Source organism: Vibrio sp. 10N.222.54.A3, from assembly GCF_041474095.1.
GTDB lineage: Bacteria > Pseudomonadota > Gammaproteobacteria > Enterobacterales > Vibrionaceae > Vibrio > Vibrio crassostreae_C.
Map to the genome: position 1 here is coordinate 33,800 of NZ_JBFRTN010000074.1, position 16,231 is coordinate 50,030.

At 47.6% G+C, this 16,231-nt stretch carries 3 protein-coding genes; all 3 read right to left on the reverse strand.

What is annotated here, in order from left to right; genetic code table 11:
• Positions 1–4 precede the first annotated feature (4 nt).
• Genes AB4507_RS15980 through AB4507_RS15990 form a run of 3 tightly spaced genes read right to left on the reverse strand, consistent with a single transcriptional unit; the run spans position 5 to position 15,755 of the window.
• Positions 5–5,878 (reverse strand): beta-ketoacyl synthase N-terminal-like domain-containing protein, encoded by a 5,874-nt coding sequence (locus AB4507_RS15980; RefSeq protein WP_372182953.1) that lies wholly within the window; start codon positions 5,876–5,878, stop codon positions 5–7.
• Positions 5,875–7,938: a PfaB family protein gene (locus AB4507_RS15985; RefSeq protein ID WP_372182954.1), complete on the reverse strand. Its 2,064-nt coding sequence runs from the start codon at positions 7,936–7,938 to the stop codon at positions 5,875–5,877. The genes AB4507_RS15980 and AB4507_RS15985 overlap by 4 nt, the downstream gene beginning before the upstream one ends.
• Complete coding sequence (locus tag AB4507_RS15990; RefSeq protein WP_372182955.1) at positions 7,938–15,755, reverse strand: phosphopantetheine-binding protein; 7,818 nt, start codon at positions 15,753–15,755, stop codon at positions 7,938–7,940. Before AB4507_RS15990 ends, AB4507_RS15985 begins: the two co-directional genes overlap by 1 nt.
• Positions 15,756–16,231 lie beyond the last annotated feature (476 nt).

Below are 16,231 nucleotides of genomic sequence, written 5' to 3' on the forward strand. Positions count from 1 at the left end.
AGGCTTATGCTTCTTCGATACAAATGGCGATGTCTTTCACTTCGTAAATACGCAGACCATCTTTGCTCAGGTTTGCGTCACCAACGATGGTGCGTTTGCCGTCTTCGTCTTTAACCGCTGTGATATGTACATCGAGAGACATCTGTTTGTTCAGAGGGTTAATCTGACCACGGTATTTCCATTTCACTTCAGATTGGATTTGACCGAACTTTGGATTGCGGAAGTCAGCGCCAAGATCTTTGTTTAGCGCATAGGTTTGCATTAGCTCGATGATCGCTTCGACACCTAGAGAACCTGGCATTACAGGATCTTGATGGAAGTGGAATTGGAAGAACCAATCACTTGGGTCAATCGTACGCTCAGCGTATAGGTAACCAAGACCGTCTTTACCACCATCGCTGGTGATCTGCACAGTATCGATAAAGTTCAAGCGACCTCCAGCCAGTTGGTAGTTCTCTTGCACTTCACCAGTAGCAGAAACAGGTGCATTGAAGTAACGAGTCGTTTTGTCTAGTAGGTTGATGTTTACATCCGGCGTGCGGTTGTTATCAACGTGCCAAGGGTGAGTCACTTTACCGTTGTCCAAACCAAGTTGATCTTTCAGTGCTGCGCCCTTGAAGTAACCAAATACCGCCGTACCTTCGTAGAAAGGCACGCCGTCAGTACTCAGTTCGAAGCTGAAGCTCTGTACGATGTTAGTGCCCATCATTACCGTTGAAAGTAGACGAGAATCGTTGGTAATCGTTTTGCCACGCAAGTCGACGTTACGCAGCATTTTGCCGCTGCCATCTAGGTTACGGAAAAACAGTTCTTCACCTGGGAAGCCAAGCGTGGTGCCCATGTAGCCAGAGATAAATCCGTTTGGCTGCAGTGAAATCTCCATCAATACCGAATAAGGCATTAAGGTGTGGTGGCTGTTTTCATCAAAGTACCATGCATTTTCTGGCACTTCGTATTCTGCGATACATGATGAAGGTTTCTTAAAGTCGCCACGCTTACCATCGATCTCAACCACACGAGTGGTTAGCTGTAAGTCACCACACGGAGTACGTGGTGGAATCATGCCACGGTAGATAGAGAAGTCAGGGCCGAAACATTTCTCGATATTACCGGTTGCGAACTCGAACATGTGGTATGGCGTGAACGGAACCGTATCGGGTGTGCGGTTCGGGTAATCAGGCGTTACCGGAGCTTCAACGTGTTGAAGAGGTACCACACCTTTATTTGGCGCCGTTTCTAGGTCTTCAATTTGCGCCATAAGTGGCGCATTTGCTGAAGCTTGTTGGTTCACTGCTGGCGTATGGCCCAAGTTTTTATGGTCCAAGCTTTCGATAACAGGGGTCGCGACAGCTGTTTCTAAAGAAGGTAGGTAACGAGTACATTCGTCGTCTTCTTTGATCATCACACCCAAGTTTTGGAAATCAACAATCACTTTGCCGTTCAGCAAAATATCGATGTTGGCTTTCGCGTATGGGCGAGGGCTTAGACCAATCTCAGTCACTTCCATACGGTAAGTCAGCTCTGCCGATTGTGGTAGCACTTGTCCACGACAGCGTACTTGTTGAGGCGCATTTTCAAGCGGTTGGAAACGACCATTTTGAACAAGCGTATGCATGCCAAGGTGCATCATGAAGAATTGAAGCAGTTGACCACAACCTTCTGCCATCAAAGAACCAGCCATTACTGAGTCATCTTTGAAGTGACAAGGGAAGTACCAGTGCTCAGGCTCTAGCTGCTTGTGACCTTCAATCAGACCAAGTCCCCATGTGCCGCCTTGCGGTTCAACACGGCTAACCTTTTCGATCATCATGAACTTCTCTGAGCTGAAGCATAGAGAAGGCTGGTGGCTATTGGATTGGTGAGTTGGACCAAAACATTCTGCAATGTTGGCAGTCAGTAGATGACGCAGCTCTTGGTGGTTAAACTGGGTTTTAGGGCAGTGCAACATAGGGTCGAAGCGTTGCTTAGTTGCAAGCTTACGAGCCTTGATTTCATCTTCAGTGTGAATCACACCTTTGCCATCTGCTAGCTCTTCGTCCGTGAAGAAGCCCGCACAGCCGTTATCCATTTTGAGGATCATCTTGTCGCCAACGAAACATTCGTACGAGAAGAAGAACAGCAACGTGTCGCCATTGCGAGCAAAGTTGTTGATTGAGATATCGTAACGCAGCGTATCGCCACCACGAGGCAAGTCACCAAGGAAAGTCAGCGTACAATCAAGCAGGCGATAAACTCGCTCGCCTTTGTTTTCAAAATCGATACCTAAGTAGCTGATCAGCATTAGATCACACTGACCAGATTCAACTGCAACAGCCCAAGGAATTTGACCATCAACAAGATACGGCGCATCAACTGGGATGTCGTATTCGGTGGTCATTGTGCTTGGCTTGTACTCGTTAACGGTCGCGTTTAGCTTGGTTACACGAGATACCAGTAGGTAGTCGGTGGTTGGCAAGCGAACGCGGCGCGAGTAGCTATCGATGATTGCGTAATCAGGGCCAAATACATTGGCGATGTCGCCTTCAGCGTATTCAACCAAATCATCGTAATCCCAGATACATGGTTTACGGATAGGTTTTACTGGTGCTGGCGTCGTAAGTACGTTGACTGGTGCTTCCTGAACCTGAGCTGGTTGAGCTTGAATAGGCTGAGCTGGCGTTTGTTGAGAAGCGGCTGAGCTATCTAAACCAGACGTAACTGCGTTTAGCTGTGCTTTGAGTAGTGTATCAGCCATCTGCATGCCTTGGGCACGAGTGTGCAAGAATGCTTTGTGTACCTGTTGAGCTGCTTGCTGATTTTGAGCAAAAGCTTGGTTTTGGCTTAGATTTTGTTGCTGCTGTGAAGCTGCGTCGACTTGAGACGCGCCATTTTTAGCGGATAGGACATGAGTCATATTGCTGTGGTTACCTGTTAGCTGACTGTGGCGAGTTGGCGCCAGAGTAGGGGATACTGATGTAGGAGTTTCGATGACTGGCTCTAGTGCTCTTTGCGCAAGGGTTGCTTGAATGCTTGCTGTCGTTGGAACCGACGCCACTCTTGCTGCTTGTTTACCAGAAGCTTTCTGTTGAATATGCGCTAGGTTAGCGATTGGTGTCTCTGCGATGTGTTGATAAATATCGCGACCACCAAGAGTAACTTGCTTAACCAATTGACGTTTAGCATCGCTCGCCAGTTCATTGTCTAAACGAACGGACAGTGACTGAGATTCAACATTCGATTGGCTTAGTAGCAGCTGTGAACATTGTCCTTCGCTGATGTTGGCAACAATCGCGTTCTTAGAACTGACATTCGGGTTCAGAGGTGCAAGGTTCAGGTTGAGCAGACCGTGTAGCAGGCTTGCCATCCCAGAAGCTGCAGAGCAGTGACCAACACGTTGACTCGCTTGAATTGTCTTTGTGTTCGCGAAACTTAGAGACGAAGACTGATGTAATGAAGATTCAGGTGCATGGTTAAGCTCAAGCAGAGAAACATCGTTTGAGCTCATACCGACTTGAGTCAGTAACTCATCAGCAACGGCATTGTTACGCTCGCTTGAACCAAAGGCCAATGCGTTGATACTGCCGTAAGCTGTATCTTGGTTGCTCGCCACTCGACTCTCTTCCACAAGAACAATTGCACCTGCGCCTTCGCCCACATTCCAACTGCCGTCTTGCGGCTGTCCGAATTTTGGAGCAAGTGACACTGGGCTCACGCTGTTCTTCAGAATCACATGTTCTGCACTGCCACTAAGGTCAACGGCTGCAATTACAACGGCATCCATTGATTCTTGCGACATCAAGTTTTGTGCGACATCGATACAACGAGCAACCGACTGTTCAGCAGCTGAAATCGTAAAGGCTGGGCCGTTAAAGTCCCACAATGAAGAGATGCGCGAAGCCATGATATTGCCGATGAAACTGGTGTATTGGTTCAGCTTGGCTGCGTCCATCACACTGTCCATCGCGATGGTTTCTAGCGATTGGTATTCATCTTGTGTTAGCTCAATACCCATGTTGGCAAAGCTGTCGGCCAGTTGGCTATGCAGGTTTACGCGTCCACGGAATTGGTGCATCTCAAGCTCAGTTTCCATTGCGACGAGTACAGCAACCTTTTGACCAGCAACAAGCTTGGCATCTTTGATCGCTTCGTCTGCAACTTTCATCAGTAGCAACTGCTGAGAGATCAAACGGTCATCTTCATTTGGTGGCACTTTGAAGCGAAGGAAGTCGAGATCGAACTGATCGATGTAGGCTCCGTTTGGAATACCGTGTAAACCAAACTGACTCAGTAGTTCTGGATGTTGGTCTAAGCCTTTCCAGCGTTTCTTAGGTAAAGCAATGAAAGCATCGTTGTTGGTCTCAATCGCTGTGTTCAGCGCGTTGATGCTTTGCAGAGAGCCAAAGTGAGACGCTAGGCCTGTAATGCTTAAATTAGACGGTTGTAGGCTTGGAGAAGCCGACTCTAGAGTCTGGTTTACATGACTGGTGTCTGAATACGCTTCAAGCAGTAAGTGAGCATTACAACCACCGAAACCAAATACAGAAACACCCGCACAGCGCTCTTGGTTGCCCGTTTTACTTGGCCAAGGTTGAACCTGTGTTGGTAGGGTCTGTGAACCAAATAAACCTTTTGGTGAAGACAGTGGCTTGTCCAAATTAATACTTGGAGGAAGCACGCCTTCTTTCATCGCAAAGATCATCTTCATGATCCCCGGCATACCCGCAGCAGTCAGTAAGTGGCCGAGGTTTGACTTCGCAGAGCCAATCAATGGCGGGTTAGAACCATTCAATTTGTCAGCAAAGAAACGCTCCATTGAGGTTAACTCAACCTTGTCACCTAATGGCGTGCCGGTTGCGTGACACTCAATCACTTCAATGCTGTCTGGTGTTAGGTTTGATGCTTCGTATGCGCGTTCAAAGGCTTGCACTTGTCCTTTGCTGTTTGGGCTTAATACGAACTGGCCACGGCCATCGTTCGACAAGCCAATACCGCTGACAACTGCATAGATATTGTCGCCATCACGTTCTGCATCAGCTAAGCGTTTTAGGACTAACACACCGGCACCTTCGCCAGCAAACAGACCTTTACTGTTGCTATCAAACGGAACCGATACACCGTGATCAGGGTAAGCGTGGAAGATGGAAAAACCCATGTTGATAAAGAATGGGTCAGCACCTGATACCGCACCTGCCAACATCATGTCGGCTTTGCCTGTGTTCAAGTAATCACACGCTAACTTCAATGAATACACTGAGCTTGCACATGCCGCATCTAAGCTAAGTTGCACGTTGCCTAAACCTAGCGCATCAGCCACTAACTTAGAGGCGTTGTGTGCAGCAGCGCCGTTGATCGGGTTGAGGTCTTGAGCGGTTTCATTGGTTGGTAGCAGTGAAAACTGGTCATTAGTCAATTTATCTTTAAGTGCTTTCTCGACCACTGAATGATACATCGGTAGAAACAGGTCGTTTGAGCGTGTTGTTGGGAACGAAAGGGCACCCATGATCACGCCTGTGCGCTCTAAAACATCGGCATTTAAACTAATGCCGGCGTCGACTAACGCCTTACGACTGGTATCCAAAGCCCATAGGAAACTCTGGTCAACACCGTTGAATGATTCTGCTGTTAAGCGGTAGCCATTGTTATCGAAATTGAAGTTTTCGATGTAGCCGCCTTTGTCACAGTAAAAGCGGTCTGACTCACCTTGCACACCCTGATAGCTTTCAGGTTTAGCACCTAACTTTTCAGCGCTTAATGTGGTTCGAGAATCTTTTTTGTTCAGCAAGTTTTGCCAAAAATCTTTTGGCGTATCAGCTTCCGGGTATTGGTTGGCAATACCGACAATCGCGATCTTATTACACTTCACTTGCTGCTTATTCTGAGCCTGATATTGAGAACTCATACTAGCTCTCCTTGATGATTTACTGCGCTGCCTTGAGACACACCACTTAATTGCTTAGCGGTGGTGAACTGTTGTTCTAACCCTTGAATAAGTGGCTCGACAGACAGTGGAATTTGATGAGTGATGAGCTGACCAATGCATTTGATGAGCGTGACAATATCGTCCCCGCCTTTGGCATTGGAAGCGATTGAGCAGTACTGGTCTGCTACGTTGTCGCTACGATTGATCTTGTCGATCAATGTGCTGGTTTGACGATCGGCACCCACTTCAACAAACAGGCGAGCACCTTGCTGACGTGCACTCTGAATCAACGCGGTGAAATCCAGCGTCGAACAGAAAGTATCGGCAATCGAAAGGGCGATGCTGTCGCTCTCTATATTGATTGGGGCGCCAGTCGGTAGACCTGCTGCGCTGATAAAGCGGATATGCTTTGGCAACTCGTCGAACAGTGGCTGTGTGTAAAATTCACGTACTTGGCTATGTTGGCTCAATGCTGGTGTGGTGTGCATTGCGGTAACACGATTCGCGGCAATGCCACGTTTACCCAGTTTCTTGAGCAGAGCACGACAGGTGCTTTCACAGCCTGCCAGTACGCAAGTGTCACCTTGGATGATAGCTAGATAAGCGCGTGGGAATTCTGGTAACAGAGCCTCAATCGCTTGTGCATCACTGCGAACCACAAAGCTATTCCATTGGATGCTTTCGTCGCCGTTCAGCTGCCAATCTTGACGTACTGCGGTGAGTTCGCCAGAAATAGCCGTGGTGAAGATAGGACTGGTTTGAGTCATCTCAATCAGCGCATGTGGGTTTTTCCAAACATTTAAGCTCGCCCACATGGAGGCTTCCCCCTTGGAGTAACCCAAAGCGAAGTCTGGCTGCACTTTGAATTCATCACACAAGAGCTGCGTTAGTAAATAACTACTGCCGACACCTGCAATTGCCAATTCACTGAGCGACATTTCTTGCGAGTCTTCAGCGTAGGTTTTGTCAGCCTGTAGCATCTCTTTCAAGTTACCTTCGCGTTCTAAGCGAGCAAATAACTGTGGGAAATGGTGGTGAAATTCGCGCAACATGCCGGGATAAACCGTGCCAACACCAGGGTAAACAAATGCAACACCACCTTTGCTTTGAGACATCGGTGAGAAACAACTGCCTGCTGGCGTTTTGTAGTGGCTATTGTCACCCATTACTTTTGGCAACGCATTTTCTATCGCGGTGATCTCTTGTAGTGCAGCCTCAATTGAAGCGGCTTGAATCACGATGTTTGCGCCAAGGTCAACATTGTGTTGAACGCTTTGAAAGTGGCTTAGGTTTGAATGCATCAAGGTGGCGATAGTAAGTTCGCTGTCCGTTGAATCACTAACGCATTTTAGCTCTTCTCTTAACGAGGTTAGCTGAGAAACCAATTCAGTTTGCTCGCAGCCAGAAACCACAAACATCAAACGCTCGCTCGTTAGCAATGGCTTTGGTTCGTGCAAACCGGTCGCTTGAGTCAATATCAGGCTGGTGGATTTCTGGTTTTCTTCGCTGAAAGTTAACGCAGCAACACGTGCTTTGTTCGGCTCAGTGAACCAATAATGGCTCGGTAATGAACGGCTCGGTAATGAATAACTCGGCAATGAACGGCTCGATATCGCATTAACCATATTCAACAATTCATTAAACTGCTGCGAAGCAGATAGGGCTGAGTATTGCTGTTGATGGCTTAAGTCTGAAGCGGGGCGGCGTGACATATCCAGAGCTAGCTGAATGCTATCTCCGGTAGCTGTATCTACAAAACCCGCTAAATTCGCGTGTGGGTGAATCTTATTCTGAGCCGCGGTCAGTGCACTCAACATCACCAATGATGGAGAGTGAGAATCCAAACAAAGTTTAACCACACCACCTTGATTGACTGCCTCGATGGCGTGAGCAAGTGCTTGTTCAAAATTGCCATCAATCTCAACAGTCATCATGTCTGGGAGCGAGGGGAATAAGTCGGCAGAAAGCTCAGCCGCGTTTGCTGGCTGAGCTAAAAGAGCGATGCGCAATGGCATCGCTTTATTAGTAGGAACAGTCACTATGACAATTGCTCCTTTTCTGCGTTCTTAGTCGCCTCTTTCTTCGATACTGCTGAGCTAGATTTCGGCAAAAATGCGTCATTTAAGCTCTTGCTGATGGTGACTTTTGCACCTTTCATTACCGTGCTTAAACGACCATCTTGGTGGTAAAGCGAGATATCAGCTTGCAGCGAACGAGCCGTGCTTTTTATCACGCTCAGCTCTAGCCAACCTTGGTCGCCATTGTGCATCGGTGCGTAACAAACAAACTCACCGATTGCAGATGGTAGGCTTGCCGCGCCGTATTTCAATCGAGCCCATACCAACATGGCTTGCAACAGATAATCTTCAGCAAATGGCTGGCTATCGCCAAAGCCTTGCTTAGGAATAAATGCTTCGCAGTCGCTGTTTTCAATCTGGGGCAACTGGCATTGAGCCAATAAACCTAAGTCGTCAAAGCGTTCGACTGAGGTAATACCTTGCAATCTTGGTCCATGAAACAGAGTGCCGTCACTGTATAGAGCTTGTGCCGTTGTTACAGGTGCTGAAGTGTTGGTCTCAAAGCGTTTTGCTGACGCTTGTTGAACATCTTCAGGCACTTGCACAGAGGCAACTTGCAACTGAGCTTGATACTGTGGTCGTCCTTGGCAACTGATCACTGCTTTTAGCTGATCTTTTGATTTAGCATCAGAGGAAAGAACCAGTTTCAGCTCTTTCACTTCATCAGTATCAAAAATCACACCCTTAAGCAGTTTGTAGTTGTGAACGCTAACGTTCACACCTAACTGTTGCTCTGCGATTTCACGCATCCATTGGATGGCACACACTGTCGGTAACACTGGGTTACCGGCAATGCAGTGATCTTGAATGAAAGGCAATGCCTTCGGGTCAAGATGACGTGTCACAGTGATGCTTGTATTCAGCGGACTCTCTGCAAGATGCACAGACTCCGCATTAAGCTTTTTTACAGCAGCTTCCTTGTTGTCAGAACCTTGCATGCTCGTGCCAACCAGCAGTTGAATGCCAGTTTCGTTCAGTAGTTGAGAACTAAATAGCTCTGCGCCCGCTTGAAGAGGAATCACGTACACACCGCGCTCTGTGAACATACGTTTCAGTGCTGCATTGACCATGCCACCGTCCCACGGTCCCCAGTTGAAGCTCATCACTTTCGCTTGAGGGTTACGCGCAGATAGTTGTAGAGCCGCTTTGTTTAGGATCTCGTTAGACATCGAGTAATCGCTTTGGCCTGTGTTTCCGTAGAAACCCGCCGCCGAAGAGAACATCGCAATCAGTTTTAGCTTGCTGCTATCAAGACCACCAAGAACCGCTTTTAGTCCGCCCACTTTGGTGCCGTAAACCATGTTCAGTTCATCAAGCGTTTTGTCTTGAATATGCTTGTCAGCCAGCACACCTGCACCGTGGATAAGACCTGTGATGCCTTCGAAGTTTGCCAGTGTTTTTGCTACTGACTCATGGTTCGATACATCTAGGCTTAGGTATTCAGCGCTCGCGCCGATCTCATTGAAAGCGGCAAGTGCTGCGTTGATTTCAAGGCTGCTCAATACAGGTTTTAGCAAGGCATCTACTTTCTTCGGCGTTGGTTTGTCACCTGTTGCTTGTAGGTGAGCGATAGCCGCTGGTTTTAGCTCTTTCTCTTGCTTACCTTGTGCCCACTGAGGTAGCTCAACTGAAGTAATATGCTTACTACGACCTGCAAGAACGAAATGAGATTTACATTGCTTAGCAAGCGTCAGTGCACATTCAAACGTCACGCCTTTAGCGCCACCAGTTACGAGAACTTTGTCGCTCTTGGTGAGTTGAGCGCCTGTGTTTTTAGTTTGTGCAGCGCCTGGTGTTGTCGCAATCAGTGTTGCACGACCAGATTCACCGTTTTCCGTATGGCTAAGGCCGATTTCAACCGTGTTGGTATCGATATCGAACAGTTCACCTGTGATAGCTTCAGCTAGGTGACGAGCATCAATAGAAGCGTCAGCATCCAATGCACGGCAGAATACGTTTGACCATTCATGGCTCAGTGTCTTAGTTAGACCAGATAGAGCCGCTTGGTTAAGTTCTGCATTCGCTAATTGCTTAGTATCTAGGTAACCAAAGCCACCATCGATACGGCTTAGTGTGAAGAACACGCTACGACCAGAAACGGCATTCAGTTGGCCATTTAGGTGCTTGGCGAATAAGAACGCTGTCGTCAGTGAAGCTCTTGAGTCTGCATTCAAGTTAACCGCTTGCTCGTTGCTTTGTTTAGCATCAACGATAGCTTGTAGGTGAATGAAGCCAGCAATCACTTTGTTCGACGTTTTAAGGTCTGCTTCGATGTCGTTAATAACTGCAGTCACACCAGCATCATCGACGCTGTTGAGTGTGTAGCTTGCGATTTCACTGTTTAAAGGTGACGCGGCAGAAAGAGCACTACGCACTACAGCAACTTGAATGCCGTTAGCGGTCAACTTTTCTGCTAGAACACCGGCGTTGTGACCATCATCTGTGATCACGACACAAGCGTCTTTTGAGAAACAATCGACGAGTTTATCTGCCGCTGGTAGCTTTTTTAGCGCTACCTCATTGTGTGGAGGAAGTTCCGCTGTCGCTGTTTCTGCGATAGGCGTTACTGATTCAGCTTTAGCAGTCGCTACAGGTGCAGCAACGGATAGCTTGCTTTGCATGTAGGTAACGATTTCACCAAGAGTACGACACTCAGCTAAGTCTTCAGGGTTTAGCTCTGGCAGCGTTGGTAGCTGGTCTTGAACCGTACCCAAGATCTCAACGCGTTTAATCGAATCGATACCAAGGTCAGCTTCCATGCCCATCGCTAGGTCGAGCATTTCTGCTGGGTAGCCTGTTTTGTCGGCAACCACTTCCATCATAGTTGATTGAACGTGAGCAGGGTTTAGGTCGTTGCTCGTGCTTTCTACAGCGGCTTCTGGAGCAGGAGCTACTGTCGCTGCTTCCGAATTCGGAGCTAGCTTGCTGTTCATGTAGTCTACAATTTCACCCAGAGTACGACACTCAGCTAGGTCTTCAGGGTTTAGCTCTGGCAAGGTTGGTAGTTGGTCTTGAACCGTACCAAGGATCTCAACACGTTTGATTGAGTCGATGCCAAGGTCAGCTTCCATGTCCATTGCTAGGTCGAGCATTTCTGTTGGGTAGCCCGTTTTATCCGCTACTACGCTCAACATTGTGCTTTGAACTTGTTCTGCGTTTAAACCGTTTGATACTGCTGGCGCAGATGCTTGAGCTGCTACTGGAGCAGAAGCTGGAAGCTTGCTGTTCATGTAGGCTACGATTTCGCCTAGAGTGCGACATTCAGCTAAGTCTTCAGGGTTTAGTTCTGGAAGAGTCGGTAGCTCGTCTTGAACCGTACCAAGAATCTCAACACGCTTGATTGAATCGATACCAAGGTCAGCTTCCATATCCATTGCTAGGTCTAGCATTTCAGTCGGGTAGCCCGTTTTCTCTGCTACTACTTCTAACATGGTTTTTTGAACGACAGCCGCATCTAGTCCGTTGTTAGATGTTGCCGGAGTAACTGCTGGTGCTAGTGAAGGCACAGGAGCAGAAGCTGGAAGTTTGCTGTTCATGCTTTTAGTATTCATGTAAGCAACGATTTCGCCAAGAGTACGACACTCAGCTAAGTCTTCAGGGTTTAGCTCTGGAAGAGTAGGCAGTTCATCTTGAACCGTACCAAGAATCTCAACACGTTTGATTGAGTCGATGCCAAGGTCTGCTTCCATATCCATTTCTAGATCAAGCATTTCCGTTGGGTAACCTGTCTTCTCAGCAACCACTTCAAGCATGGTTTGTTGAACGACTTTTGCATCAAGACCGTTAGCTGCTTGAACAGGAGCGGTTACGCTTGGCTGTGCTGCCACAGGCGCTGATGCTGGCATCTTGCTGTTCATGTAAGTAACGATTTCACCAAGAGTACGACACTCAGCTAGATCTTCAGGGTTCAGCTCAGGTAGGTTTGGCATTTCGTCTTGAACGGTACCAAGGATCTCTACGCGCTTGATTGAGTCGATACCAAGGTCTGCTTCCATGTCCATTTCTAGATCAAGCATTTCCGTTGGGTAACCCGTTTTCTCGGCAACGACTTCAAGCATCACTTTTTCAGCATCGGCTGATTGTACTGCTACTGGTGCAGCTACTGGTGCAGCTACAGGAGCTGGTTGTGCTTTAACTGGTACAGGTTGGGCTGCAACAGGCGCTGCTGCTTGAGCTGCAGGAACGGCTTTCTGTACTGGAGCTTTCTGAGCTACCACATTTTGAACAGGTGCTGCTTGTACTTGAGCTACAGGCTGTTGGACGATAGCTGTTGGAGTAGCTGGAGCTTGAATCGCTGGCTGAGCATTTACAGAAGCAATGAAGGTTGGTTGTGCTGTTTCGACTGAACCTTGCGTCAGCATGTTAAGTGCTGAGTTGTTGCTGTGCGCTTGCATTTCTAGGTAATGAGCGTGAGCTTTTAGCGTTTCAGCTTGGTGCTGGTGGAACATCTCCATAGAACGCTGTAGGTTCTCAGGAATTGCTACGCCTGCTGTTGCCATTTTCGCTTGCTCAGACATTAGGGTGTTGAACGTGTCACCGTATTGCTGAGGAATCGCAAGGAACTGCTGATGTACTTCTGCTGCTTGTTGTTGAGCATTGAAGAATGATTGCAGTGAAGACTCATCAACCGTTACTGAAGCTGTTGGTTGAATAGTCGCTGGTGCAGCTTGCGCCACTTGAGGTTGCTGAGCTACTTGTGCACTTGGCGCTGCTGCAACTGACTGTTGTACATTTGAAGCTTGAGGAGCAGCCACAGGTACTTCAACGATTTCTGTTTTAATCACTTCTTTTTCCACGATTTTCTCGACTTCAACTTTCACTTCAACAATCTCAGTCTTTTCGGTGACGTTGCCCGAAGCCAATGATTGATCCATTTTCTTACGAGTAGCAGGGCTGATGTAGTTGGTTGCATTCAGCTTGATGTTCATTGGTGATGCCTTTGCAGGTTCAGCAATGTCAGCTTGGTAAGGGTCAATGTTGTCTAATGAAACACCAGCCACGCACAGTTGAACGGCAGCTAAACGAAGCTGTTGGTCACTGTCGCCTTTAGGGTTTGGGTTGATGCTGATTGCATAAAGTTCTTCGTTCTTATCAGCCAATGTTTTTTCAACCAGCTTTTGAAGAATGTTCTTGGGACCGAACTCAACGAATACACGCGCACCGGCTTCGTACATCGCTTCAATTTGCTCGCTAAAACGAACCGATTGCAGCATGTGTTGCTTGAACGCTTTCTTGATCGCTTTAGCGTCTTTGCTGTGCAGCTTGCCCGTTGCATTTGAGTAAAGCGGCAGTGTTGGAGCGCTGAATGAAGCTTTATCAATTGCAGAAGCAAATGGTTTTTGAGCGTGAGCAACAAGCGGTGTGTGGAAAGCGCCAGACACTGGCAGAGCAATCGCTTTGAAGTCTTGTTCAGTTAGCGCTTGTGCTGCTTGTTGAACCGTCGCAGTTGGACCTGCAATAACCAGTTGAGTCGGAGCGTTGTAGTTGGCAATGCTCACGCCTTCAAATTGGCTGATGCAGCTTTCAACGGCTGGAAGTTTGTCTGCGTCTAGAATGACCGCAAACATAGTACCGCTGTCGCCTTGTTCAGGTGTCGCCGCCATCGCATCGCCACGAGCGAAAGCTAGTTGGTAGTAATCGTCTTGCGAGATAACACCCGAAGCACATAGTGCGCTTAGTTCACCAAAGCTGTGGCCTGCAACCATGTCTGCTTTGAAGCCAGCTTGAGTCATGATGTCGAACTGACCCATAGACACAGTACCAATTGCACTTTGCGCATTGGCCGTGTTGGTTAACACCGCTTCTTGAGCTTTGGTTGCTTCTGGTGTGAAGGTTGGAATGGGGAATAGAATTTGGGACAGAGCCGTCTTCTTGTGCTGACCAAATACTTGGTCCGCTTGAGCAAGCTGTTGGCGCATCTCTGGGTAATGACAAGCAAGCTCGCGACCCATGTTGAGATATTGCGAACCTTGACCTGCAAATAGCGCTGCTACTTTACTAGTGCCGTTTTCAGCAATCAGTGCTGACTCACGGTAGCTAGTACCGTTTGGCATCTGCCAATGTGCTTTGGTTTGGCTCTCAAGCATAGGAATCGCTTGAGTCAGTTGCGCTTGAAGGTCTGCTTGGTCAGTTACAACTAAACCAAGACGAGCATGCTTAGCGTCAACTTCGCGTAGAGCGTGTTGCTCAGCAAGCGCTTCCAGTTTGAACGCTGCATCTGCAGTTTGAGTTGAAACCTGTTTAAGTTCATTGATCAGTGCTTGACGAGATTCTGCGCTGAATAACAGAGTTTGCGGCACTTGGCGTTGACGGTATTTGTCACCGCGAGTGTGCTCTGGTGTGTACTCTTCCAATACCACGTGGAAGTTAGTGCCACCAAAACCGAATGAGCTGATACCTGCACGGCGTGGTGTGCCGTCGACACGTTTCATCCAAGGGCGCGTTTGTGTGTTTAGGTAGAACGGCGAGTTTTCGATATCCAGTTTAGGATTCGGAGCCGATACGTTAATCGTTGGCGGCAGTACTTTGTGGTGCAGTGCTAAGGCAGCTTTGATTAAACCTGCAGTACCCGCGGTTGATTTAGTGTGACCAATTTGAGATTTCACAGAGCCTAACGCAATGTGTTGCTTCTCTTCATTGTTCTCACTGAATACCGAGTTTAAGCCACCAAATTCAGCAACATCGCCTGCTGCAGTACCTGTGCCGTGCGCTTCTAGTAGGCCAAGCGTGTGCGGTGCGAAACCTGCATCATCATAAGCACGTTTGAGTGCTTTTGCTTGTCCTTCAGGGCGAGGCGCGTAAATACTCTTGAACTTACCATCCGAAGAAGAACCGACACCTTTAATCACTGAGTAGATTCTGTCGCCGTCACGTTCAGCATCTTCAAGGCGCTTAAGAGCAACCATGCCGATGCCTTCACCAATCATCATGCCTTTTGAATCGATGTCGAAAGGTTGAATGGTTTCGTTTGTAGTGAATGCTGGGGTTTTAGAGAAGCTCATGTACATGGTTGGTGAGTTATCAGTACACACACCACCAGTGATCATCATTTCACTGCGGCCTTCAACCAGCTCGCTCAGTGCCATGCGCATTGCGGCTAGAGAACCTGCACACGCAGCATCTACTACACAGTTGATGCCACCAAGGTCAAAGCGGTTAGCAATACGACCTGAAATTACGTTACCTAATGAACCAGGGAATGAGTTCTCTTCCCAGTGGATGTATTGGTCTTGGAATTTTTTGATCAGCATTTCGCTGTCTTCGTCGTTGATGCCACTGCTCTTGAAGACTTTTTTCAAAACAGGGTATTGAAGACGAGCATTCAAGCTTTGAGCGATCTTCTGACCACCGCCTACACCGAGTGTAATACCGATCTTATCGCGATCGTAACCTTCAGGAAGTTTCGCATCTTCAAGTACTTCTTTTGCCACGATCAGAGATAGCAGCTGTGACGTATCAGTCAGTTCTAGGATATTTGGCGGAAGGCCGAATTCCATAGGGTTGAAGTCAACTTCTGGGATGAAGCCACCGCGCTTACAGTAAGATTTGTCTGGCGTAGTACGATCTGAATCGTAGTAATCTTCTGGGCGCCAGTGTGTATCAGGCACTTCGGTAATTGCATCGATCTTTTCGCTGATCAAATCCCAGAATTTGTTTAGGTAGCGAGAGTTCGCAAACATGCTTGCCATACCAACGATAGCAATAGGCATGTCTTTAAGACGTTTATTAAGTCGAGTGTCGTCGACTGATTCCGGTGTATTTTTTTCGGGTTGGCTCATTATGAGTCTCCACTTGAAATCACTGAGGGCGATGTCGTGTTTTGAGGCTGCGCTTTTAATTGAATCGAAAATAAATCTGAAACAGATTTGGGCAAACGCAGCTGAAGAGTAAGGCTGCCGAAAGTTGGCCACCTGACTGAAATAGGGGGTGCGAAGTTCATTGACTTGCAGACGTTGAGAACGTGTTTCATGCGTGAAGGGGGTATTCGAATGTGAGGTTAATGTCCATTTAAATCCTGTCCAAAGTACTGCTTTATGCAAAGCAGGTATCCGCAATAAAAACGTGTGAATTTGTTTAATGGTTGAGCAGGCTACCCGAGGTGAGTGGCCGATACAATGCTCCCAGAGGCCACTATGATCTGTTCAGACCAGATGATTTTACTGAACTTTTATTTTTTGTGTTTTTAATGCAATTAACTTATTGATAATTAATGGATATGAGTGGTTTTTTAGTGTTTATGCTCTATTTTTTGACT